The organism is Agrobacterium vitis, from assembly GCF_013337045.2.
Lineage (GTDB): Bacteria > Pseudomonadota > Alphaproteobacteria > Rhizobiales > Rhizobiaceae > Allorhizobium > Allorhizobium vitis_B.
The window spans coordinates 883,387-905,746 of sequence record NZ_CP118259.1 but is presented as its reverse complement, the minus strand read 5'-3'; the positions used below and the strand labels follow the sequence as shown (position 1 = coordinate 905,746).

The window sequence follows — 22,360 nt, the reverse complement described above, 5'->3', positions numbered from 1 at the left end:
CCTCTACATTCCGCCTCGATCCCTCCCTGCTCGCAAAGAGCTTTTTCAAAACCGAGACCATAGACCATGAAATATAACAGGCTTGGCCGCACGGATATTTCCGTCTCCTCAATCTGCCTCGGCACCATGACCTGGGGAAGCCAGAATACCAAGGAAGACGCCTTCGCACAAATGGACTATGCCCTTGATAAGGGCGTGAATTTCTTCGATACCGCCGAGCTTTATCCCACCACGCCACTCTCTGCCGAAACCTATACGGATACCGAAAAACTGGTCGGTCTATGGTTTGAAAAGACCGGAAAACGCAAGGACGTGGTGCTGGCAACCAAGGTTGCAGGCGCCGGCCGACCCTATATCCGCGGTGGTGCGCCGATCAATGCCGACACGATCCGCGAGGCGGTCGATGCCAGCCTGTTGCGGCTGAAAACCGATTATATCGACCTCTATCAAATTCATTGGCCCAATCGTGGTCATTATCATTTCCGTGGGGTCTGGGGCTACGATCCGTCCAACCAGAACCGCACCCAGGTGCTGGCCGAAATCACCGAAAAGCTCGAGGCTTTGCAGGATTGCGTCACCGCCGGAAAGATCCGCGCCATCGGCCTGTCAAACGAAACCACCTGGGGAACCCAGAAATTTCTGGATATCGCCGAGCAAAAAGGCCTGCCGCGGGTCGCCAGCGTGCAGAACGAATACAACCTGCTTTACCGTCCGCACGATCTCGACATGGCGGAACTGTCCCACCACGAACAGGTCGGGCTGCTGTCCTATTCGCCGCTGGCTGGCGGCATCCTGAGCGGCAAATATCTTGATGGCACAAAGCCTGCCGGATCACGCGCCTCGATCAACGGCGATATCGGTGGCCGTCTGACACCCCATCAGGAACCCGCCACCCGCGCCTATCTGGAATTGGCCAAACAGCACGGCCTCGACCCATCGCAAATGGCGCTGGCCTTCTGCCTGACCCGTCCGTTCATGGCTTCGGTTATTATTGGCGCGACCAGCATGGAGCAGCTGAAAACCAATATTGGCGCTGCCGACGTCACCCTGTCCGACGAGGTGATGAAGGGCATTGCCGCGATTTACCGGCAATATCCCATGCCGATCTGACAGTTTTTGGCGAGCCAAGAATAACAATAGGGGCGGGAGATATCCCGCCCTTTTTTGTTAACCCTTTGCTCACCGCATTTGCAGGCAAGAGTAGCTTTACCTATCTTTATATATAAGTGTGCTCTTATCTTGTGGCTCGTACCGGGCACGGAGAGCGCACATGAGCAGCATCAACAGTTTCTATCGCGACCCGAATGCCGTGGCCTATGCAAGCCAGCTGTTTTCCGGCACCAGCGCGGCCAAACCCACAACAACGACAAACACTGGCCATAGCCAATCTGAACGTGGCACAGTCTCCGACAGCGCCGGGCAACGGGCATTGGCCCGCATCATCGAAATTCTCAGCCTTGGCGATGGCGGCAGCACGGACCAGGCGGATGTCAGTGAAAGCCTTGGCTATATTACCAGCGTTACCGGCACGGAGGGCAATGACAGCCTGACCTTTACCGGCCGCGGCGTCTATCAGGTCGAGACCGGCAATGGCGACGACAGTCTGGTGGCCAAAAGCGCTGCCATGGCAGGAGTTGCACTTGGCGACGGCAAGGACAGCCTGAAAGCCAGTGCCGCCCTGCTCTCGGAGATCGACGGCGGAGTCGGTGATGACGATATCCAGTTGACGGGATCGCTGATCATGGCTGTAACGGGCGGCGATGGTGACGACAGTATCAAAGCCTCCGGCGACACACTGGCCAATATCGACGGCGGAGCTGGCGATGATACGATGTATCTCGAAGGCAGCCGCATCTTCGCCTCTGGCGGAACCGGCAATGATACGGTGACCATCCACCAAACACCCGGCAGCAATAGCGTGGCAGAATATGCCTTTGCCGCTGGCGATGGTCAGGACAGCGTGACCACGGATGGGCCACTCTCTCTTCAGCTGGGCGGATTTCAGCAGAGCGATATCACTGTCACCGCTGGCAGCAATAGCCTGATCCTGACCTTTGCAGGCTCGTCCGACAAGATGACCGTGACCTTTGACGGCGCGGCGGCCAAAGGCTCCACCCCAAGCTTTGCATTTGCCAATCATGATGGCCACCTGACCCTCCAGATCAAATCGGCCTGATCACTCTTTCAAAAACCGCGTGATGTCCTTGGCGTGCCCGCGACTTTATCTGGCACGGCATGGAACCTGCTGGCGCCTTGATCGTTTTCCCGAATAAATTTCAACGACACTTTATACTCCCCTCGGTGGAAATCTGATCAATGATGGAGGTTGCCATGTGCCGCTATTGCCAAATCATTCCCGAAAAAGTGCTGATTGCCCTGTCGCATGACCAGGATTTTCCAGCCGCCGTCCGCGAGCGGTTACAGGAAACCATGCATCACGACCATCAAGTGCGCCAGTTTCGAGACAGCGCCCGACAGTTGACCATCGCCAAGCGGCCTTTTCGGGCGTTTTCCGTGACCGTGGCCCAGGCACCGGACATCCCGGTCTATACCTGCAATAACGGCATGACCCTTCCCGGCGTGCAGATCGTCAATCCCGGTTCTTCAACGGATGAACAGGTGAAGACCACATTCGACACCACGAGCGGGGTCGAGGAATTCTTCAGCAGCGTCTTCGAGCGCAATTCCATCGACGGCAATGGCATGACCATCCTGTCGTCGGTCCATTACGGCAAGGACTATAACAACGCCTTCTGGAACGGCTCGCAAATGGCCTATGGCGATGGCGACGGGGAAATTTTCACCCCCTTCTGCGAGAGCGCCGATGTGGTCGGCCATGAGCTAACCCATGGCATCACCCAATATACCCTCGGCCTCGACTATGAAAATCAGCCGGGCGGGCTGAATGAAAGTCTCTCGGATGTGTTCGGCAGCATGTTCAAGCAATGGACGAAAGGCCAGAGTGCCGATGAGGCCGATTGGCTGATCGGCAATGACATTCTCGGCCCGACGGCCCGGCAGAAATATACCTGCCTGCGCGACATGGCCAATCCTGAAGCATCCCATTGCATGGCCGAGCAGATCAGCCATTTCAGCGATTACCGCGATGGGATGGACCCACACGAAAGCAGCGGCATCGCCAATCGCGCCTTTTATCTGGCAGCCACCCGCATTGGCGGCAAAAGCTGGGACAAGACCGGACAGATATGGTATGATGCACTCACAAAGAATGGCAGCAACCCGGATATGACCATGGCGGAATTTGCCGAGGCGACCCGGGCCGGAGCTGCCAGACTTTATCCAGGAGATGGATCGCTCGCTGAAACGCTCGACACCGCCTGGAGCGATGTGGGTTTGCAAAGTGCTTCGGTCTGATGCGTTTGCCACGATCACGGCGGCATCGATCAGGGCCGTAAAGGTCAACACCGTATGGATGAACTTATTCTCGAAAAAATGGGCGGCTTTGGCGGCTTTGGCGGCGCGAGATCGGCGTTGCGCAGCGATGGGGTCTGCGCCGTCGAAAAACTGAGCGCTGCGGAAAAACAGCTGATCGAAGAGTTTTTCCGGGAGTCTGTGCCTCAAACAACCGCCGTTGCGGATGGATTTCGCTATCGCATCGTCTGGCCGTCGCGTTTCGGCGACCGGTCCGTGGAAGTGCCTGAAAGCCTGGTGCCGGATGAAGTCAAGGCCGCCGTCAAGGATCGGCTGCGGTAAGGTCTCCCGTATTAAGAATGCCTTGGCGCGCAACCGATAGGTTTCCCCAGCTTTTTGCTTGCTTTCCGGCTGAAACCAGCTATAAGCCCGCTGTTCGCAACACCCGGTCTTTTGGCTGGTGGCTGAACGGAGGGCCGGCAGACTTGTTTTGCCGTCAGAAACGAAAAGCGTTTCGGCCTCCCGTGTCTCCGCTCTCGACCGTCTCGTACAACGCTTTTCTTGCCCCGGGCCTTGCCCGATCAGGAGCAGTCGTTGAGGCTTAGCGCCGATCCGGGTGATGATCACAGCAAGAAAGGCAAAGCTATCATGGCTCTTTATGAACATGTATTCCTTGCCCGGCAGGATATGTCCGCACAGCAGGTTGATGCCCTCGTAGAACAGTACAAGGGTGTTATCGAAGCAAATGGCGGCAAAGTCGGGCGCGTAGAAAACTGGGGCCTGAAGTCCCTGACCTACCGCATCAACAAGAACCGCAAGGCTCACTACGCTCTCATGGACATCGATGCTCCGGCTGCGGCCGTGCACGAAGTCGAGCGTCAGATGCGCATCAACGAAGACGTTCTTCGTTACATGACCATCGCCGTTGAAGCCCACGAAGAAGGCCCGTCTGCCATGATGCAGAAGCGCGACCGTGACGACCGTCCGCGCCGTGATGGCGACCGTCCGGATCGTGGCGACCGCGGTGATCGTGGTGATCGTGGTCCCCGTGAAGGTGGTCGTGAAAGCTTTGGTGATCGTCCGCGCCGTCCGCGCGAAGATCGCGCATAAGGAGATTTGACTATGGCTGAAGTTTCCTCTTCCACGGTTCGTCGTCCGTTCCATCGCCGTCGCAAGACCTGCCCCTTCTCCGGCGCCAACGCTCCGAAGATCGACTACAAGGACGTGCGTCTGCTGCAGCGCTACATTTCCGAGCGCGGCAAGATCGTTCCCTCGCGGATCACGGCTGTTTCGCAGAAGAAGCAGCGCGAGCTGGCCAAGGCCATCAAGCGCGCCCGCTTCCTTGGCCTGCTGCCTTACGTTGTTGCTTAACCTAAGCTGACGTGACTTTGCGGCTCCCGTTTTCGGGGGCCGTCTCCCTTCCGCGATGGGCGTGGATCGGAACGGATAAATCCCATGTTGAGGTGCAGGCCGCTTGACGGTATCGCCCTCTAACTGCCAGGCGCAGGACAGCGACGTGAAACAATTGGACGGAAAATTGCTGCTGACCGGCTTTCTCGCCGGCGTGACCGCCATCTTTCTGGTGCTGGCGGCCAATGCACAGCCGTCTTTTTCCTCGGTTTTCTATGCGGCATCCGCCCTGCCCGTGATGATTGTCGGCCTTCGCTGGGGCAATGTCCCCGCCATCGTCGCCATCGTCACCGCAGCCTTTGCTGGCGCACTGGCGGTCTCGCCGCTGTTTGCTTGCGCCATGGCCGTATTTACTCTTCTGCCAGCCGGCTGGATCAGCCATCTTGCCAATCTTGCCCGCCCGGCGTCTGAAATCGGCGGCCCGGACAAGCTGCTCGCCTGGTATCCGCTGTCAGATATCCTCATGCATCTCTGCGGGTTGGTCTGCATCGGCGTCATCTTCCTCGGCGTGATGATCGGCTATGATGCTGAACTGGTCGGCAACATGATCGATGCGCTGATGCAGTCGCTAAACGATCGCGATCCGACCGTTGCCGCCACCATGGGCAGCACCGTCGGAATCAAGTCCACCATGCTGCTGACCCTGCCGATTGTGCAGGGTGGCATGTGGGTCATCATGCTGTTTGCCGCCTATTACATGGCAAGCCGGATCGTGGCGGCATCGGGCAATGCCTTGCGTCCGCGCGAGGATATTCCCTCGGCGCTGCGTATGAACCGCAATGCGCCATTCATCTTCCTGGCTGGCATTGTCGCATGTTTTATCGGCGGCGTTCCGGCCCTGATCGGCGCGACTGTCTGCGGCACGTTTGGGGCAGGTTTTCTGCTCGGCGGCTTCGCATCGCTGCATCAACGCACCCGTGGCAAGGAATGGCGCGTACCGGCGCTGATCCTCACCTATATGGCGGCGTTTTTGGTCTTTCCGGCCTTCTTCATCGTCATTCTCGGCCTTATCGACACACGGCGGACCGTTGCCCTCACCCCACCGAGGACAACAGGAAAGCCCGATGCGGACGGCAAACCCGATGCGGGTAACAAACCTGATTCAGACAGCAAGTCCGATGACGGTAACACACCCGAAACATGACCTTCCAAACTTGGATTGCCCAACTTGAATTGCCCAACTTGAATTGAAAGGAACATAGCATGCAAGTCATTCTTCTCGAGCGCATCGCCAAGCTTGGCCAGATGGGCGAAGTGGTTAAGGTTCGTGACGGCTTTGCCCGTAACTACCTGCTGCCAACCGGCAAGGCGCTGCGCGCCAACGCCGCCAACAAGGCCCGTTTCGACGCCGAGCGCGCCACCCTCGAAGCCCGCAACCTGGAGCGCAAGTCCGAAGCCCAGACCGTTGCTGACGTTCTGAACGGCAAGTCGTTCATCGTCGTCCGTTCGGCTGGCGAAACCGGCCAGCTCTACGGTTCGGTTGCGGCCCGCGACATCATCGAAGCTCTGGCTGCCGAAGGCTTTACCGTTTCGCGCAACCAGGTCGAGCTGAACAACCCGATCAAGACCATCGGCCTGCACAACGTCACCATGCACCTGCATGCTGAAGTTGAAATCAGCATCGAAATCAACGTTGCCCGTTCCGCTGAAGAAGCTGAGCGTCAGGCCAAGGGCGAAAGCCTCACCTCCGCCGACGCCATCTACGGCGTGGACGAAGACGCTCTGCGTCCGGAAGACTTTTTCGATCCGGATGCCGACCGCGATGGCGACGACGAATAAGATATTCGTCATTATCGATTGAAGAGACGCCCGGATTTTCCGGGCGTTTTTTTGTGCAGATCGAGTTAAAATAGGCACCTGAAGAACTGAGTCGCGCCATACCACAGTCAATGGAAAAAGCGGGTTCAGCTTGTTTTTTTCTGCCCTGGCGCATCAGGCCTGTGAACTACTGTGTTTATCGCAATGCGCCCTTTAACCGCCGCGCGGGATCGATAGGAATGCAGCTTCCAGCGAGAGAGAACGGATAAAGCCCATGAACGATGTTGCGCGCAGGTTAAATCCTGCCCAGCCGGCAGAGCCCCATTACCGCGAAGCCCCGAACAATATCGAGGCCGAACAGGCTTTGCTCGGCGCGATCCTGGTTAATAACGATGCCTATTATCGTGTCTCGGATTTTCTCAAACCGCCGCATTTCCACGAGGGCCTGCACCGGAAGATCTATGAGGTTGCCTCCGACATTATCCGCATGGGCAAGACCGCCAATCCGGTGACGATCAAGACCTTCCTGCCCTCGGACCAGAAGATCGGTGATTTCACCATTGCCCAATATCTGGCGCGGCTGGCGTCGGAAGCCGTGTCGATCATCAATGCCGAGGACTATGGCCGGGCGATCTACGATCTGGCCCTGCGCCGTGCGCTGATCACCATCGGCGAAGACATGGTGAATATCGCCTTCGACGCACCGCTCGACATGCCGCCGCAGGCGCAGATCGAAGATACCGAGCGGCGTTTGTTCGATCTCGCCGAGAACGGCCGCTATGACGGTGGTTTCCAATCCTTCAACGATGCGGTGGCCCAGGCCGTCGATATGGCAGGCGCCGCTTTTGAGCGTGACGGTCATTTGTCCGGCATTTCCACCGGCATTCATTCGCTTGACAGCAAGATGGGCGGTTTGCAGCGCTCCGACTTGATCGTGCTGGCCGGACGTCCCGGCATGGGTAAGACCTCGCTTGCCACCAATATCGCCTGGAACATCGCCGCATCCTACGAGCCGGAAGTGCAGCCGGACGGGTCGTTCAAAGCCAAAAACGGCGGCGTGGTCGGCTTCTATTCGCTCGAAATGTCGTCCGAGCAGCTCGCCACCCGTATCATGTCCGAGCAGACCGAAGTATCCTCTTCGAAAATCCGCCGTGGCGATATTACCGAGCAGGATTTCGAAAAGCTGGTCGGCTTTTCCCAGACCATGCAGAAAGTGCCGCTGTTCATCGACCAGACCGGTGGTATTTCCATCGCCCAGCTTTCCGCCCGTGCCCGCCGCCTGAAGCGCCAGCGTGGCCTCGATTGTTTGGTGGTAGACTATATTCAGCTGATGACCGGCTCGGGCAAATCAGGGGAAAACCGCGTCCAGGAAATCACCCAGATCACCACCGGCTTGAAAGCACTTGGCAAGGAACTGAACGTGCCAATCGTCGCGCTATCGCAGCTTTCGCGTCAGGTGGAAAGCCGCGACGACAAGCGTCCTCAGCTCTCCGACCTTCGTGAATCAGGCTCGATCGAGCAGGACGCCGACGTGGTGATGTTCGTGTTCCGTGAGGAATATTATGTGCAGAACCTCGAACCCCGCGACCAGGGCGACCCCAAATATCCCGAATGGGAAGCCCAGATGGAAAAAGTACGCGGCACGGCGGACGTGATCATCGCCAAGCAGCGTCACGGACCAACCGGCACCGTCAAACTGGCCTTCCAGGCGCAGTTTACCCGCTTTGCCGATCTGGCCGATCCGAGCTTCACGCCTTACGAGGAAACCTGACCATGCTTTGCGCGGCGCTTGCTTAAATTTTGCGCAAATGCACATAGTCAATCCAGGCAGGATTTAGAGCCGCCCCAACCGGGCGGCTTTTTGCATAGTGGCATAGCAATTGCTTCAAGTTGTGCATCATATCAAACCGGAGCATCCTATGCATCGTCGTACCCTGCTTGCCCTTGGCCTTTCCCTTGCCACCTTTGCCGCCGTCCTGCCGGCCCATGCCGATGCGCTGGGCGACATTACCAAGCGGGGCACGCTGAAAGTGGCGGTGCCACAAGACTTTCCGCCGTTTGGCAGCGTTGGTCCCGACATGCAGCCCGTCGGATATGACATCGACACCGCCGCCCTGATTGCCAAGAAATTGGGCGTCAAGCTGGAACTGGTGCCTGTCACCAGCGCCAACCGCATTCCCTATTTGCAGACCAACAAGGTCGATCTGGTGATTTCCAGCCTCGGCAAGAACCCGGACCGTGAAAAGGTCGTGGATTTCTCCTCCGCCTATGCACCTTTCTACAATGGCGTGTTTGCACCAGCCGATACCGCCATCAAGTCCGCTGCCGATCTGTCGGGCAAGTCGGTCGGCGTTACCCGTGGCGCGGTCGAGGATCTGGAATTGACCAAGGTTGCGCCATCTGACGCCACCATCAAGCGTTACGAGGACAATAACGGCACGATTTCCGCCTTCCTCTCCGGCCAGGTTGACGCGGTTGCCACCGGCAATGTCGTCGCCGCCGCTATCCTCGCTAAGAACCCGCCGAAGCGTCCGGAGCCAAAGTTCCTGATCAAGAATTCACCCTGCTTCATCGGCTTCAACAAGAACGAACCGGCGCTGACGGAAAAGATCAATGCGATTATTGCCGAGGCCAAGGCCGATGGCTCGCTGAGCAAGATTTCCGAAAAATGGCTGGGCGCCCCGCTTCCCGCCGATCTCTGATCAGACGGTACATTTTCTGCACAATCACCGCAGCCGCAATGGCGGAGGTGATTGTGCAGGCCAGATACGGCAGCAAAGCCGCATAAGTTCGCTTTGCCAGCAGGTTTCATCATGCATTATATTTTCGATTTCAGCTGGTTTGGCGAATACTACCCAATCATCCTCAAGGGTATTGGCGTGACGGTCGAACTGACACTGGTGGGTGGCGTGGTCGGCATTGCCTTCGGCATCGTCTGCGCCTGGGCGCGGGCCTTGGGACCGAAATGGATCAAGCCACCGGTTGCCGCCTATGTGGAACTGATCCGCAATACGCCCTTCCTGATCCAGCTGTTCTTCATCTTTTTCGGCCTACCCTCCACCGGGCTGAAGCTCTCCGAGATGGAAGCCGCCAATCTGGCGATGATCATCAATCTCGGCGCTTATAGCTGCGAAATCATCCGGGCTGGCATCGAGGCAACCCCGAAAGGCCAGTTCGAGGCCGGGACCGCGCTGGCGCTTCGCCCGCTGCAAACCTTCCGGCTGATCATTCTGGTCCCTGCCCTGCAACGCATCTGGCCGGCGCTATCGTCGCAGCTGGTCATCGTTATGCTCGGTTCCGCCGTTGTCTCGCAGATTGCCGCCGAAGACCTGACTTTTGCCGCCAATTTCATCCAGTCGCGCACCTTCCGGGCCTTTGAAGCCTACATGATCTCCACCGCTCTCTATCTGGTGCTGGCCATCGGCCTTCGGCAATTGCTGGCGCTGCTCGGACGACAGATCTTTCCGAAAGGGGTGACCCGATGATTGAGTTCACCCTCTGGGATATCGCTCGTAATCTGTTGCTGGCTGCCCGCTGGACCCTGGTTCTGTCACTGATGTCCTTCCTGTGCGGCGGCGCGTTGGGACTGGTGATCTTGATGCTGCGCATTGCCAAACAGCGCATGCCCCGGATCTTCGCGCGTGGCTTCATTGAATTTTTCCAAGGCACGCCGCTGCTGATGCAGCTGTTCATCGCCTTTTTCGGTCTCGGCCTGTTCGGTATCGACGTTCCCGCCTGGCTCGCCGCCGGTGTGGCGCTGACCTGCTGGACCTCGGCTTTCCTGACTGAGATCTGGCGCGGCTGCGTCGAAGCCGTGCCAAAGGGCCAGTGGGAAGCGGGCACCAGCCTGGCCCTCACCTATCGCCAGCAGATGCGGCTGATCATCCTGCCGCAGGCCATGCGGATCGCCATTCCCCCAACGGCGGGTTTTTCGGTTCAGGTGGTCAAAGGCACGGCCCTGACCTCGATCATCGGTTTCGTTGAATTGTCAAAGGCCGGAACCATCGTCACCAATGCCACTTTTCAGCCCTTCACCGTCTATGGCTTGGTCGCGCTGTTCTATTTCGCCATCTGCTACCCGCTGTCGCGCTATTCCAAATATCTGGAACGCCGGTTTGGCGCGGCACCGGTCGGGCATTGATCCCTCAACCTATCCCCGGCGAAATTGCGCCGGGGTCATGCCCATCCGCGCCTTGAAATTGCGGGTAAAATGCGCCTGATCGGCAAAGCCGCAGGCAAAGGCAACATCGGCAGGCGCAGCGTCCTTGGCCAGCATGGACTCCGCTTCTCGAATGCGCCGAAGTGTCAGGTAGGCATGGGGCGTAATGTGATAGGTGGCGCGAAAGCTGCGGATCAAATGCGCGCGGCTACAGCCAACCAACCCCGCCAGATGCTCAAGGCCGATATCCTCAGCAAAATTCGCATGGAGATAGTCTCTCACCCTCGCCATCGCCGTGTCGGGGCGAGCAGCAGAGGACGCAGGCGCAACAACGCCATGGCGGGTGAAAAGAGCGGTGAGTATGTCCAGCATCCCCTCTTCGGCACCGAGCATTCCATCTGCCTGCTCTATTTGCCTGTGCATCCTGTTAAAGGCCTGCGCCAAAGCCGGATCTGTGACGATCTGTTGGCGAAAGGACGGCGTTCCCCACGACGGTCTCTTGCTCGTCTCTTGCAGAACGTCGCACACCATGGCGACCGACGGATAGATCATCCGATATCGATAGACCCCACCCGCAGGACTGCCATCGTGGATCTCCTCCGGATTGATCAGATAGAGATCGCCCGGTCCACAAATCTGCCGGCAGCCGCGAATAGTGGCAATTTTCTGTCCCGTCTCCATGGCGCCGATGCCGAAATGCTCATGGGCATGCGGGGAAAACCGATGGGTGACGAAGGTCGCGCTCATGCATTTCATGCCGCCAAACCGGGCATCCCGCCAGAAGCGGGTCTGCTCCCGAATGGGCACTGACGCAAGGCTGGTGGAAACCGGTGAAAGCATGTTCATCGCCAGACAATAACACCAGCCCGGCATTCCAGTCTTGAAGAAAAGTGATAGGGTCCGGCTACCATTATTGTTTGCAAAAAGCTGTTTCCATGACCCTTCCTGCCTTTTCCATCCCCCCTTCCGATGAATTCCTGACCGCACCGCTGCGTGTGACAATCGACCTCCAGGCGCTGGCCGACAATTGGCGCGAGATGGCGAAGCGATCCGGCCAGGCGCGGGCGGGCGCCGTGGTGAAGGCCGATGGCTACGGCATTGGTATCGAGGATGCAGGGCAGACACTTTACAATGCCGGTGCGCGGGATTTTTTCGTGGCGCTGCCATCGGAAGGCGCGACCTTGCGGACCTATGCGCCGGACGCCCGGATTTTCGTGCTGTCAGGGATCTGGGAGGGAATGGAACCGCTGTTTTTCGAGCACGATCTGGTGCCGGTGATTGCCAGTGAGGAGCAGCTGGCATTCTGGATGCGGACCGTGGCCGAGCATGGCGAACATCCATGCGCCCTGCATGTCGATACTGGCTTCAACCGTTTGGGCCTCAGCATGGACGACGCCTTGTTTCTGGCGACTGACGTTTCGCGCCCGGCCAGCTTTTCACCGGTGCTGATTTTGAGCCATCTCGCCTGCGCAGACGATCCATCCTCGCCGATGAACCAGCAGCAATTGCAGGCTTTTCATCAGGTTAGCGCGGCTTTCGAGGGAATTGAATCAAGCCTTTCAGCCTCTGCTGGAACTTTACTCGGCCCCGATTATCATTTCGACCTCACCCGCCCCGGCATCGCGCTTTACGGCGGCGAAGCGGTCACGGGCCTGCCCAACCCGATGCGTCCAGTGGTCAAGGCCGAGGCGCGCATTCTCCAGGTCCGCCAGGCCAAGAGCGGGGAAACCGTCAGCTACGGCGCCACCTGCAAGTTGGCGAGAGAAAGCCGTCTGGCCATTGCCTCCGTCGGCTATGCCGATGGTTACCTGCGCAATCTCTCAGGCCACGGCACGACATTACGCGATACCGGATCGCCGGGGGCCTATGGCTCTATCGCCGGATACAAGGTGCCGGTTGTTGGCCGCATCACCATGGACATGACGATCTTCGACGTCAGTGACGTGCCGGAAAAAGCGATTGCCGCCGGCGACTATATCGAACTGTTCGGACCAAACATGCCCATTGATGACGTCGCCCGGGCGGCAGGAACAATCGGCTATGAAATGCTGACCGGCCTCGGCCTGCGCTATGAACGGCATTATCTGGAGGCCGATGACCGTTCCGATCACGGAGTGTAGCAAAAATCACATCCCTTGATTGCCATTCCTGCAACAACACGGTTGTCGCAGATGCAACCAAGGGAAATTATATGTTGGGGACATTTTTCTACACAATTCAAAAAGGCGACACCTTCACAAGCATTGCCAAGCAAATCGCCGCCTGCGCCGGAGTGACGGCAGCAGAGATTGAAGCCGCCACGTCCATGCCGGAACCATTGGCTTTGCAGGTCCTTTCGGTTCCCTCCGGGACCAAAGGTATTCCAGCGCTGCGCTACACCGTGCAGCCCGGCGATACCTTCGTCAGCATAGCAGCAACCGTCAACGACTGCGCAAGTGTCACGGCCAAACAGATCGCGGCGGCCAATTCGCATATTTCTGGAACCGATCTGCAAATTGGGGGCCTGATCGCCATCCCTGCAACGGGCGCTCATTCAGTCCCCACCCCGCATCCTGCTCCGCCAGAAAACATTGGCTACTGGCACAAAACGTGGCATCGTGCAGCAGGCCCCAGTAATACCACGATGGACCTTGCCTTCAGTGGCTATTCCAATCCGACCAAAGCACTCGCCCAGAGCGCTCCCATCCTCCCATCGCTTGTCGGAGAAAAATACATCACCCTTGGTGGCGGGAACGCCAGTGGACGTTTCAGCGCATCCACTTTGCAGAGCATCGACGCCTGCATCAAGTCTGGGGCATTTTCCGCTTATAAAGGCATCGCCTATGATATAGAGGAAGGCAATCGCGGTTTGAGTGGCGCATTCCACCAATCCTTTGCCAATGCGCGGGCCGCTGGCTTCAAAGTGCTGGTGACAGTCAGCCATTCCGCTCCCTTCGGAATAGCCGATGCCAAATCCCTGATGTTCGCTTTCTTCGACGATGCCAATATCGATATTTTGTCGCCGCAGCTCTACACAACCGGGGAAGAACCCAGCAATGACTGGACAACCTCACATGGCGTGACCTGGAGTGACTACGCCACCGCGAAAGCGCAGGTCGTGCCAAGCATCGTCCACGCCAATCTCTATCCAAATGTCCAATCCACGTTTAAAATCCATGACGTGACACCCAATGGTTACATTCTTTGGGCCGGCTCCAAAACCAAAACCAAAACCTTGAAATTCTGGGGTCTTTAAGGTTCGGATTGGACCAGATAAACCGCCGCGTCTTTTGTTTTCGTTTGTCTTTTCGGGAAAATCGGGAGCCACGTTCCCCACCCAAATTCTGGCCTTGCATAAGGGAGCCATTTCCCCTACCTGAAAGGGTAGATTCACAGTTTGTTCCGAATTTCGGGGCGCCTGCGCGAAAGGCAATGCATGGCCAAGGCCAAGACCCAATTCATCTGCCAGAACTGCGGCACGGTTCACAGCCGCTGGGCTGGCAAATGCGATGGTTGCGCACAATGGAACACCATTGTCGAGGAAGATCCGATGGGTGGCATCGGCTCTGGTCCCGGCAAGGTGCCAAAGAAAGGCCGGGCGGTGACGCTGACCTCGCTGTCTGGCGAAATCGAGGAGGCGCCGCGCATTCCGACCGGCCTGTCGGAGCTGGACCGGGCAACCGGCGGAGGTTTTGTGCGCGGCTCTGCCGTGCTGATCGGCGGCGATCCGGGCATCGGTAAATCCACCCTGCTGATGCAGGCCGCCGCCGCCTTGTCGCGGCAGGGGCACCGCGTCGTCTATGTCTCGGGCGAAGAGGCCGTGGCGCAGGTGCGGCTGCGCGCCCAGCGGCTGAATGCCGCCGATACCGATGTACTGCTGGCAGCGGAAACCAATGTCGAGGACATTCTGGCGACGATTTCCGAGGGCAAACGGCCCGATCTTGTCATCATCGATTCGATCCAGACTCTGTGGAGCGATACTGCCGATTCGGCCCCCGGCACGGTGACGCAGGTGCGCACCGGCGTGCAGGCGATGATTCGTTTTGCCAAGCAGACTGGCGCCACCATGGTTCTGGTCGGCCACGTCACCAAGGAAGGCCAGATTGCCGGTCCCCGCGTCGTCGAGCACATGGTCGATGCCGTGCTGTATTTCGAAGGCGATCGGGGTCACCATTACCGCATCCTGCGCACCGTCAAAAACCGATTTGGCCCAACCGACGAGATCGGCGTGTTCGAAATGTCGGATCGGGGCCTGCGCGAAGTCGCCAATCCATCGGAACTGTTTCTGGGCGAGCGCAATGAAAAAGCGCCAGGCGCTGCGGTGTTTGCCGGCATGGAAGGCACACGTCCCGTGCTGGTCGAAGTACAGGCTCTCGTGGCCGCGACAGCGCTTGGCACGCCGCGCCGGGCCGTGGTCGGCTGGGATTCCAGCCGCCTGGCGATGATTCTCGCCGTGCTGGAGGCTCATTGCGGCGTCAGACTTGGCCAGCACGATGTCTATCTGAATGTGGCAGGCGGTTACCGAATCACAGAACCCGCTGCCGATATGGCGATTGCCTCGGCCCTGGTCTCATCGCTGGCTGGCGTCGCCCTGCCCGCCGATTGCGTTTATTTTGGCGAAATCAGCCTGTCGGGTGCTGTACGACCGGTATCGCATACGGCGCAGCGGTTGAAAGAGGCCGAAAAGCTTGGCTTTTCCTCCGCCGTTTTGCCCGCCTCCTCCGTCGATCTGCCGAAACGCACCGGCAAATGGGGCGAAATCGAAAGCCTGCCGGATCTGGTGGCGCGCATTGCCGGATCGAAACTGAAATCGCGCCAGCAGGGCAATGAGGATTGACGGAACGGGTGCAAAGGCATCGGCAACGTGCGGGTTGCGAGTGTCGTCGCTCATAATGGTTGATTGCTGGTGGCCTGGAATTGACAGGGCCTGACCCCTTCCCCTACATGAACGGCAACGGACTGCAAGAGGACGCTATGGGAAAGACACGGACGGCATTGGTGACCGGCGGCGCTGGATTTCTCGGTTCCCACGTCTGCGCACGATTGCTTGACGAAGGCTGCGATGTGGTCTGCCTGGACAATCTCCAGACCGGACGGCGCAAGAATATCGAACCTCTGCTGGCCAATCCCAAACTGTCCTTTATCCAGGCGGATGTCCGCGATCCCTTGCCGCAAGGCGACTATGACGAGATCTGGAATCTCGCCTGCCCCGCCTCGCCGCCGCAATATCAGATCGATCCTGTCGGCACGATGCTGATCAATGTGCTTGGCATGAAAAACGTGCTGGACCTGGCTGTCGCCTGCGGCGCGCGGGTGTTTCAAGCATCAACCAGCGAGATCTACGGCGATCCGCAGGTTCATCCGCAGACGGAAAGCTACCGTGGCGCGGTCAACACGATAGGGCCGCGGGCCTGCTATGACGAAGGCAAGCGCGCCGCCGAAACCCTTTGTTTCGATTATCACCGCCAGCATGGCGTTGAAATCAAGGTGGTGCGGATTTTCAATACCTATGGTCCCAACATGGACCCGCAGGACGGACGGGTGGTCTCCAACTTCATCGTCCGCGCCCTGGAAGAGGCGCCGCTGGAGCTTTATGGCGGCGGCACGCAGACCCGGTCCTTCTGCTATGTCGATGATCTGATCGAGGGATTTTTCCGACTGATGCGCTCTGACGCCTCGATCACCGGGCCTGTGAATATCGGCGATCCCGGCGAATTTACCGTAAGGGAACTGGCAGACATCATTCTGGAAATGACCGGCAGCCGGTCGGTTATCATCGACAGGCCGCTGCCGAAGGACGATCCTCTGCTGCGGCGTCCCGACATCACCCTTGCCGGGCAATTGCTGGGCTGGGAGCCGAAAGTGCGGCTGCGTGAAGGACTGAAGCGGTCGATCCCGTATTTCGCGGCGGAAACGGGACGCACCATTAACACCAGTGCTGCCAACATCAATCTGGATACATTGTCATGAAGAATATCCTTGTTGTCGGCGGAGCCGGCTATATCGGAAGCCATGCCTGCAAGGCTTTGTCCAAGGCGGGTTACACACCTGTGGTCTATGACAACCTGGTTCACGGCCACGCGGATTCGGTGAAATGGGGTCCGTTCGAACACGGTGACATTGCCGATGGCGCACGGCTTGATGCGGTTCTCAGCCAATACAAGCCGGAATGCGTGATGCATTTCGCAGCCTTCGCCGCTGTTGGCGAATCGGTGACGGACCCGGCGAAATATTACAATAACAACATCCATGGTTCGGTCTGCCTGTTGGATGCCATGCGCCGCAACGGCGTTGACACCATCGTGTTTTCCTCGACCTGCGCCACGTATGGTGAGGTCAAAAGCCTGCCAATCGTCGAGGAAGCTCCGCAGAGCCCGGTCAATCCCTATGGATTTTCCAAGCTTGTCATTGAGCAGGCGCTGAAGGATTACGGCCATGCCTATGGATTGAAATGGGTGGCCATGCGCTATTTCAACGCCGCCGGTCTTGATCCGGAAGGCGATCTTGGCGAACGTCACGATCCGGAAACCCATGCCATTCCGCTGGCGGTTCTGGCAGCCATGCGGCAGACCGAATTCAATGTGTTCGGCACCGATTATAATACGCCTGATGGTACCGCCGTCCGCGACTATATCCATGTCTGCGATCTCGCTGACGCCCATGTCCTGGCCATCGACTACCTGCAAAAGGGTGGCGAAAGCAGCGCGTTCAATCTGGCGACCGGCAAGGGTACATCGGTCAAGGAGTTGCTGGACGCGGTGTCTCAGGCGGTCGGCGCGGCCGTTCCGATCAAATATGCGCCAAGGCGGGCTGGCGATGCGCCGATTCTCTACGCTTCCGGAGACAAGGCCCGCAGCCTGCTGGGCTGGACGCCCCAATATACCGATATCAACCTGATCGTTAAAACGGCGGCGGACTGGTTCAAGGCACACCGCAATTAAGGCCAATAAAACCAGGGATTGTTGACATGGTTCGACGCGAACCACAAGGCAGTCCCGTCCACCGTATACCCCCCGCCCATCCCACACCCTTTGACAGGAAAGCGGCAGAATTCATGAACGTTCGCATTACCATGGTAGGCACCGGCTATGTGGGCCTGGTCAGCGGCGCATGCTTTGCCGAGCTGGGCCATGACGTGATCTGCGTCGACAAGGACCAGCGCAAGATTGAAATGCTGCATCAGGGCAAGATGCCGATCTATGAGCCGGGTCTGGATGAACTGGTGCAGCGCAATGTCGCCGCCGGGCGCATCACCTTCACCACCGACCTTGCCGCAAGCGTCAAGGACCGCGATGCCGTGTTCATCGCCGTCGGCACGCCAACCGAGGCGGGCTCGGACCGGGCCGACCTGAAATATGTGTTTGCCGCCGCCGCCGAGATTGCCAAGGCCGTCACCGGCTTTACCGTCATCGTCACCAAATCGACAGTGCCGGTTGGCACCAACCGCCAGGTCTTCGAGATTGCCAAGGCCAATGCCGCCCCGGATGCACAGATCGCCGTTGCGTCCAATCCCGAATTTCTGCGCGAAGGCGCCGCCATCAAGGATTTCCTGGAGCCGGACCGGATCGTCGTCGGCGTCGATACCCCCCAGTCTGGCGAGGTCATGCAGCGGATTTATGCGCCGCTGCTGCTAAACGGCAATGTTCCCTTCTTCAGCACCGGGATTGAGACGGCTGAACTGATAAAATATGCCGCCAACGCCTTTCTCGCCGTCAAGATCAGCTTCATCAATGAAATGGCCAATCTGTGCGAGGCCGTCGGCGCCACGGTCGAGGACGTGGCCCATGGCATCGGGCTCGACAAGCGGATCGGCCGGGCCTTTCTCAATACCGGCCCGGGCTGGGGCGGCTCCTGCTTTCCCAAGGATACCCGCGCGCTTCTGGCAACTGCCGCCGATGCCGGGATCGACTCACGGGTCGTCTCCTCGGCAGTCGATGCCAACAACCAGCGCAAGGCCGATATGGTCACCAGGGTGATCGAGGCTGCGGGCGGTGATGTCGCGGGCAAGAAAATCGCCGTGCTGGGCGTGACCTTCAAAGGCCAGACCGATGATATGCGCGAAAGCACAAGCCTGGTGATGCTGCCCGCCCTGCAGGCGAAAGGCGCAAAGGTTGCGGCTTTCGATCCGTCGAGCCCGCATGACGCCGCAAGCCAGTTGCCGGGCGTTGAAATGACCAAGACGGCCAAGGAGGCCGCGACCGGCGCCGATGTCCTTGTCATCCTCACCGACTGGATGGTCTTCAAGACCTATAATTTCAAAGAAATCGCCAGTGTTATGGCCTCTCCTGTGCTGGTCGATCTTCGCAATATGTTCAATGCCAACGAAGCGCAGAAGAACGGCTTTTCTCATTATGTCTCGTTGGGACGGTGAGGTACTTCCTGGGAACGGGTCGTTCGGAGGTTTTTTGGCGTAAAGTCACATTTGTGTAACAAACTCGGCAAGGATTGATCCTTCCACTGCGTGACATCGTGGTGTAAGGAGAGGCCGCCGGAACAGCCGGACCGGAAAGATCAAGAAACCTGGCGACCCCTTCGCGGCCTAGTCCTGGAGTTGAACGGAATGCCCATTACGATTTTCGACGGTATTGTCATCGGTGTCGTGCTGTTTTCAGCCGTGCTGGCGATGATCCGCGGCTTTTCACGCGAGATCCTGTCGATTGCCAGTTGGGTGGGTGCCATTGCGGCGGCCTATTATCTCTATCCCTTCATTCTTCCCTATGTGAAGAATTATACCAATGACCAGCGGATCGCCGTGGCAGCCTCTGCCGGTGGCGTGTTCCTGCTTGCCTTGATCCTGATCTCGTTCATTACCTCGCGCATTGCCGACTTCATCATCGACAGCCGGATCGGCGCATTGGACCGCACCCTTGGCTTCCTGTTTGGAGCAGCGCGCGGCATCCTGCTGCTGGTGGTGGCCGTGGCCTTCTGGAACTGGCTGATCGATGCCAAGCAGCGGCCTGACTGGGTCAACAATGCCAAGTCGAAGCCGTTCCTTGATGCGCTGGTCGTCAAGCTGGAAGCGGTGCTGCCCGACGATATCGAACCGCAATTGCGCGCCCGCATCCTCGGCAAGCAACAGACAGCACCCGCTGAAGGCCAGGCCCCTGCCGACGATGCGCCTGCACAAACGCCAACCCAGACACCAGGTCAGGCACCCGCGCCGGCCAACTGATATCGTCCGCCTTCTGGACGTTGATGGCAGGCTTGCTTATATAGAGCATCCTGTCCGAATTGCTCAAGACCATCAGATCCTGCCAGGAACTGAGCCCTGGGATTGAGCCGAGACAAAGAATGAGCGCTACCCGTAATGGAAATCGGCGCTCCTCACTGCATTTCGTCACCCGTGCCCCGTATCGGCGCGCATGTATCGAGCAAAGGCTTGCTGCAATGAAACAGTCTATTTCATCGACTTTCCTTGAAGACCTCGAAGGCGACACGCTGCATGAAGAATGCGGCGTGTTCGGCATTTTGGGCCATCAGGATGCCGCAACGCTGACCGCTCTCGGACTGCATGCGCTTCAGCATCGCGGCCAGGAGGCAGCCGGACTGGTTTCCTTTGACGGCAAGCAGTTTCACACCGAAAAGCATATGGGCTTGGTCGGCGACCACTATACCAATCCGGTAACGCTGGCGAAGCTGCCGGGTTCTGCCGCCATCGGCCACACCCGCTATTCCACCACTGGCGAAGTGGCGTTGCGCAATGTGCAGCCACTGTTTGCCGAGCTGGAAGAAGGCGGAATTGCCATTGCCCATAACGGCAATTTTACCAACGGCCTGACGCTGCGCCGCCAGATCATTGCCACAGGCGCCATCTGTCAATCCACCTCGGATTCGGAAGTGGTGTTGCATCTGATCGCCCGGTCACGCCACAGCTCGACAGCCGACCGTTTCATCGACGCCATGCGGCAGATGGAGGGCGGCTATGCGATGATCGCCATGACCCGCACCAAACTGATCGCCGCCCGCGACCCGATCGGCATCCGACCGCTGGTGATGGGCGATCTCGATGGCAAACCGATTTTCTGCTCGGAAACCTGTGCGCTGGACATTATCGGCGCAAAATTCGTGCGCGATGTCGAAAACGGCGAAGTGATCATTTGCGAGATCCAGCCTGACGGTTCGATTACGGTGGACAGCCGCCGCCCGGCACGTCCGCAACCGGAGCGCCCCTGCCTGTTCGAGTATGTTTATTTCGCCCGCCCCGATTCGGTCGTCAGCGGTCGCAACGTCTATCAGACCCGCAAAGCCATGGGCATGAACCTGGCGAAGGAAGCCCCTTGCGATGGCGATGTCGTGGTGCCGGTTCCCGATGGCGGCACGCCAGCGGCGCTTGGCTATGCCCAGGCCAGTGGCATTCCCTTTGAATATGGCATTATCCGCAATCACTATGTCGGACGCACCTTTATCGAGCCAACGCAGCAGATCCGCGCCTTCGGCGTCAAGCTGAAACATTCGGCCAATCGGGCGATGATCGAGGGCAAACGGGTTATCCTGGTGGACGATTCCATCGTGCGCGGCACGACATCGCTGAAGATCGTCCAAATGATCCGCGATGCCGGTGCCAAGGAAGTGCATATCCGTGTTGCTAGCCCGATGATCTACCATCCTGACTTCTACGGCATCGACACGCCGGACGCCGAAAAGCTGCTCGCCAATCAATATGCGGGTGCCGAAGCCATGGCGAAATTTATCGGTGCCGATTCGCTTGCCTTCCTGTCCATCGACGGGCTGTACATGGCCGTGGGCGGCGAGGCGCGCAATGCTGCCAATCCGCAATTTACCGATCATTACTTCACCGGTGACTACCCGACCCGTCTGATGGACAGGGAAGGCGAGAAAATGGGCCGCAAGGTATCGGTTATGTCTAGTAACGGCTGAGGCCAATTATTAGCGTTTCATGAGATGATGAGGGGGAAAAGCGGACATGACGGTTGATCTCAAGGGACGGATCGCGCTGGTCACCGGCGCGTCACGGGGCATCGGCTATTTCACCGCGTTGGAACTGGCAAAGGCAGGCGCGCATGTGATCGCCTGCGCCCGCACCGTCGGAGGCCTGGAAGACCTTGACGACGCCATTACCTCAGCGGGTGGCAGCGCAACCCTGGTGCCGTTTGATCTGGCCGACATGGGTGCCATCGATGCCTTGGGTGGATCGATTTTCGAGCGTTGGGGCAAGCTGGATATTCTGGTTGCCAATGCCGGTGTGCTCGGGACGATTTCGCCCGTTGCCCATGTCGAGGCCAAGGTGTTCGAAAAGGTGATGACCATCAATGTCACCGCTACCTGGCGGCTGATCCGCTCGATCGATCCGCTGATCACCAAATCCGACCAGGGCCGCGCCCTGATTCTTTCCTCCGCTGCACCGCATAAATGCAAGCCGTTCTGGGGCCCCTATTCCGCCTCCAAGGCTGCGGTGGAAGCACTGGCCCGCACCTGGGCTGCCGAAAACCAGCGCCTGCCGCTCCGCGTCCTCTCGATTGACCCCGGTGCCACCCGCACGGCGATGCGAGCCCAGGCCATGCCGGGCGAAGACCCTGACACGCTGCCGCATCCCTCTGAAGTCGCCAAGGCGCTGTTGCCGCTGGTCGGGCCGCAACAGACGGAAACAGGCAAGCTGTTTATCGTCAGGGAACAGAAGATCGTCGATTATCCGCCCTACGGCTAATCGTGAATGCGGACGGC

Annotated in this window: 22 protein-coding genes; 21 read left to right on the top strand and 1 reads right to left on the bottom strand. The window is 58.6% G+C overall.

Going from position 1 to position 22,360, the window contains the following annotated elements; translation table 11 throughout:
* The first annotated feature begins 66 nt into the window (after positions 1 to 66).
* The 12 genes from G6L01_RS04195 (at position 67) to G6L01_RS04140 (ending at position 10,681) form a co-directional block, all read left to right on the top strand.
* The gene (locus G6L01_RS04195; RefSeq protein WP_070167386.1) at positions 67 to 1,110 is read left to right on the top strand and encodes an aldo/keto reductase; all 1,044 of its coding nucleotides are present in this window, start codon (positions 67 to 69) and stop codon (positions 1,108 to 1,110) included.
* 160 nt (positions 1,111 to 1,270) lie between these two features.
* Positions 1,271 to 2,176 carry an RTX toxin gene (locus tag G6L01_RS04190; protein WP_071206487.1) on the top strand — a complete coding sequence of 302 codons (906 nt, stop codon included), beginning with the start codon at positions 1,271 to 1,273 and terminating at the stop codon, positions 2,174 to 2,176.
* Positions 2,177 to 2,316: 140 nt separating this feature from the next.
* Entirely contained in the window at positions 2,317 to 3,375 is a 1,059-nt protein-coding gene (locus tag G6L01_RS04185) for a M4 family metallopeptidase (protein ID WP_234892009.1), read from the top strand.
* 54 nt (positions 3,376 to 3,429) lie between these two features.
* Positions 3,430 to 3,714, top strand: coding sequence for a protealysin inhibitor emfourin (locus G6L01_RS04180; RefSeq protein WP_070167387.1), 285 nt, complete (start codon positions 3,430 to 3,432; stop codon positions 3,712 to 3,714).
* Between the two features lie 306 nt (positions 3,715 to 4,020).
* Entirely contained in the window at positions 4,021 to 4,482 is a 462-nt protein-coding gene (rpsF, locus tag G6L01_RS04175; protein ID WP_015915511.1) for a 30S ribosomal protein S6, read from the top strand.
* A gap of 12 nt (positions 4,483 to 4,494) precedes the next feature.
* The gene (rpsR, locus tag G6L01_RS04170; RefSeq protein ID WP_015915510.1) at positions 4,495 to 4,743 is read left to right on the top strand and encodes a 30S ribosomal protein S18; all 249 of its coding nucleotides are present in this window, start codon (positions 4,495 to 4,497) and stop codon (positions 4,741 to 4,743) included.
* A gap of 145 nt (positions 4,744 to 4,888) precedes the next feature.
* Positions 4,889 to 5,926, top strand: coding sequence for a DUF2232 domain-containing protein (locus G6L01_RS04165; RefSeq protein ID WP_070167388.1), 1,038 nt, complete (start codon positions 4,889 to 4,891; stop codon positions 5,924 to 5,926).
* A 59-nt stretch (positions 5,927 to 5,985) separates the two neighbouring features.
* The gene (gene rplI / locus G6L01_RS04160; protein WP_060715864.1) at positions 5,986 to 6,561 is read left to right on the top strand and encodes a 50S ribosomal protein L9; all 576 of its coding nucleotides are present in this window, start codon (positions 5,986 to 5,988) and stop codon (positions 6,559 to 6,561) included.
* A 253-nt stretch (positions 6,562 to 6,814) separates the two neighbouring features.
* Entirely contained in the window at positions 6,815 to 8,311 is a 1,497-nt protein-coding gene (locus G6L01_RS04155; protein ID WP_060715865.1) for a replicative DNA helicase, read from the top strand.
* A gap of 148 nt (positions 8,312 to 8,459) precedes the next feature.
* Positions 8,460 to 9,242, top strand: coding sequence for a transporter substrate-binding domain-containing protein (locus tag G6L01_RS04150; RefSeq protein WP_071206489.1), 783 nt, complete (start codon positions 8,460 to 8,462; stop codon positions 9,240 to 9,242).
* Between the two features lie 111 nt (positions 9,243 to 9,353).
* Entirely contained in the window at positions 9,354 to 10,025 is a 672-nt protein-coding gene (locus G6L01_RS04145; RefSeq protein WP_070167390.1) for an amino acid ABC transporter permease, read from the top strand.
* The gene (locus G6L01_RS04140; protein WP_070167391.1) at positions 10,022 to 10,681 is read left to right on the top strand and encodes an amino acid ABC transporter permease; all 660 of its coding nucleotides are present in this window, start codon (positions 10,022 to 10,024) and stop codon (positions 10,679 to 10,681) included. The genes G6L01_RS04145 and G6L01_RS04140 overlap by 4 nt, the downstream gene beginning before the upstream one ends.
* Positions 10,682 to 10,690: 9 nt before the next feature.
* On the opposite strand, the gene G6L01_RS04135 is transcribed toward G6L01_RS04140, so the two are convergent.
* Entirely contained in the window at positions 10,691 to 11,539 is an 849-nt protein-coding gene (locus G6L01_RS04135) for an AraC family transcriptional regulator (protein WP_420359871.1), read from the bottom strand.
* Between the two features lie 95 nt (positions 11,540 to 11,634).
* On the opposite strand from G6L01_RS04135, the gene alr reads away from it, so the two are divergent.
* From alr to G6L01_RS04090, 9 genes are all read left to right on the top strand, one after another.
* A complete protein-coding gene (gene alr, locus G6L01_RS04130) occupies positions 11,635 to 12,819 on the top strand; it encodes an alanine racemase (RefSeq protein WP_070167393.1) in 1,185 nt (394 codons plus the stop codon).
* A 71-nt stretch (positions 12,820 to 12,890) separates the two neighbouring features.
* Positions 12,891 to 13,934 carry a LysM peptidoglycan-binding domain-containing protein gene (locus G6L01_RS04125; RefSeq protein ID WP_070167394.1) on the top strand — a complete coding sequence of 348 codons (1,044 nt, stop codon included), beginning with the start codon at positions 12,891 to 12,893 and terminating at the stop codon, positions 13,932 to 13,934.
* Between the two features lie 180 nt (positions 13,935 to 14,114).
* The gene (radA, locus tag G6L01_RS04120) at positions 14,115 to 15,515 is read left to right on the top strand and encodes a DNA repair protein RadA (protein ID WP_015915501.1); all 1,401 of its coding nucleotides are present in this window, start codon (positions 14,115 to 14,117) and stop codon (positions 15,513 to 15,515) included.
* A 137-nt stretch (positions 15,516 to 15,652) separates the two neighbouring features.
* On the top strand, positions 15,653 to 16,648 hold the full coding sequence (locus tag G6L01_RS04115) for a UDP-glucuronic acid decarboxylase family protein (protein ID WP_139190325.1): 996 nt from the start codon (positions 15,653 to 15,655) through the stop codon (positions 16,646 to 16,648).
* Positions 16,645 to 17,619, top strand: coding sequence for a UDP-glucose 4-epimerase GalE (gene galE, locus G6L01_RS04110; protein ID WP_070167395.1), 975 nt, complete (start codon positions 16,645 to 16,647; stop codon positions 17,617 to 17,619). Before G6L01_RS04115 ends, galE begins: the two co-directional genes overlap by 4 nt.
* Positions 17,620 to 17,732: 113 nt before the next feature.
* A complete protein-coding gene (locus G6L01_RS04105) occupies positions 17,733 to 19,049 on the top strand; it encodes a UDP-glucose dehydrogenase family protein (RefSeq protein WP_071206494.1) in 1,317 nt (438 codons plus the stop codon).
* A 189-nt stretch (positions 19,050 to 19,238) separates the two neighbouring features.
* Positions 19,239 to 19,850, top strand: a complete 612-nt coding sequence (locus G6L01_RS04100) for a CvpA family protein (protein WP_070167397.1) — start codon at positions 19,239 to 19,241, stop codon at positions 19,848 to 19,850.
* A gap of 215 nt (positions 19,851 to 20,065) precedes the next feature.
* Complete coding sequence (gene purF / locus G6L01_RS04095) at positions 20,066 to 21,556, top strand: amidophosphoribosyltransferase (protein WP_070167398.1); 1,491 nt, start codon at positions 20,066 to 20,068, stop codon at positions 21,554 to 21,556.
* 46 nt (positions 21,557 to 21,602) lie between these two features.
* Entirely contained in the window at positions 21,603 to 22,343 is a 741-nt protein-coding gene (locus tag G6L01_RS04090) for an SDR family NAD(P)-dependent oxidoreductase (RefSeq protein WP_070167399.1), read from the top strand.
* Positions 22,344 to 22,360 lie beyond the last annotated feature (17 nt).

Excerpts from the sequence above, each read along its gene's own strand:
- G6L01_RS04195 (WP_070167386.1), top strand. The coding sequence starts at position 67 with ATGAAATATAACAGGCTTGGCCGCACGGATATTTCCGTCTCCTCAATC.
- G6L01_RS04190 (WP_071206487.1), top strand. The coding sequence starts at position 1,271 with ATGAGCAGCATCAACAGTTTCTATCGCGACCCGAATGCCGTGGCCTAT.
- G6L01_RS04185 (WP_234892009.1), top strand. The coding sequence starts at position 2,317 with ATGATGGAGGTTGCCATGTGCCGCTATTGCCAAATCATTCCCGAAAAA.
- G6L01_RS04180 (WP_070167387.1), top strand. The coding sequence starts at position 3,430 with ATGGATGAACTTATTCTCGAAAAAATGGGCGGCTTTGGCGGCTTTGGC.
- rpsF (WP_015915511.1), top strand. The coding sequence starts at position 4,021 with ATGGCTCTTTATGAACATGTATTCCTTGCCCGGCAGGATATGTCCGCA.
- rpsR (WP_015915510.1), top strand. The coding sequence starts at position 4,495 with ATGGCTGAAGTTTCCTCTTCCACGGTTCGTCGTCCGTTCCATCGCCGT.
- rplI (WP_060715864.1), top strand. The coding sequence starts at position 5,986 with ATGCAAGTCATTCTTCTCGAGCGCATCGCCAAGCTTGGCCAGATGGGC.
- G6L01_RS04155 (WP_060715865.1), top strand. The coding sequence starts at position 6,815 with ATGAACGATGTTGCGCGCAGGTTAAATCCTGCCCAGCCGGCAGAGCCC.
- G6L01_RS04150 (WP_071206489.1), top strand. The coding sequence starts at position 8,460 with ATGCATCGTCGTACCCTGCTTGCCCTTGGCCTTTCCCTTGCCACCTTT.
- G6L01_RS04145 (WP_070167390.1), top strand. The coding sequence starts at position 9,354 with ATGCATTATATTTTCGATTTCAGCTGGTTTGGCGAATACTACCCAATC.
- G6L01_RS04140 (WP_070167391.1), top strand. The coding sequence starts at position 10,022 with ATGATTGAGTTCACCCTCTGGGATATCGCTCGTAATCTGTTGCTGGCT.
- G6L01_RS04135 (WP_420359871.1), bottom strand. The coding sequence starts at position 11,539 with ATGCTTTCACCGGTTTCCACCAGCCTTGCGTCAGTGCCCATTCGGGAG.
- alr (WP_070167393.1), top strand. The coding sequence starts at position 11,635 with ATGACCCTTCCTGCCTTTTCCATCCCCCCTTCCGATGAATTCCTGACC.
- G6L01_RS04125 (WP_070167394.1), top strand. The coding sequence starts at position 12,891 with ATGTTGGGGACATTTTTCTACACAATTCAAAAAGGCGACACCTTCACA.
- radA (WP_015915501.1), top strand. The coding sequence starts at position 14,115 with ATGGCCAAGGCCAAGACCCAATTCATCTGCCAGAACTGCGGCACGGTT.
- G6L01_RS04115 (WP_139190325.1), top strand. The coding sequence starts at position 15,653 with ATGGGAAAGACACGGACGGCATTGGTGACCGGCGGCGCTGGATTTCTC.
- galE (WP_070167395.1), top strand. The coding sequence starts at position 16,645 with ATGAAGAATATCCTTGTTGTCGGCGGAGCCGGCTATATCGGAAGCCAT.
- G6L01_RS04105 (WP_071206494.1), top strand. The coding sequence starts at position 17,733 with ATGAACGTTCGCATTACCATGGTAGGCACCGGCTATGTGGGCCTGGTC.
- G6L01_RS04100 (WP_070167397.1), top strand. The coding sequence starts at position 19,239 with ATGCCCATTACGATTTTCGACGGTATTGTCATCGGTGTCGTGCTGTTT.
- purF (WP_070167398.1), top strand. The coding sequence starts at position 20,066 with ATGAAACAGTCTATTTCATCGACTTTCCTTGAAGACCTCGAAGGCGAC.
- G6L01_RS04090 (WP_070167399.1), top strand. The coding sequence starts at position 21,603 with ATGACGGTTGATCTCAAGGGACGGATCGCGCTGGTCACCGGCGCGTCA.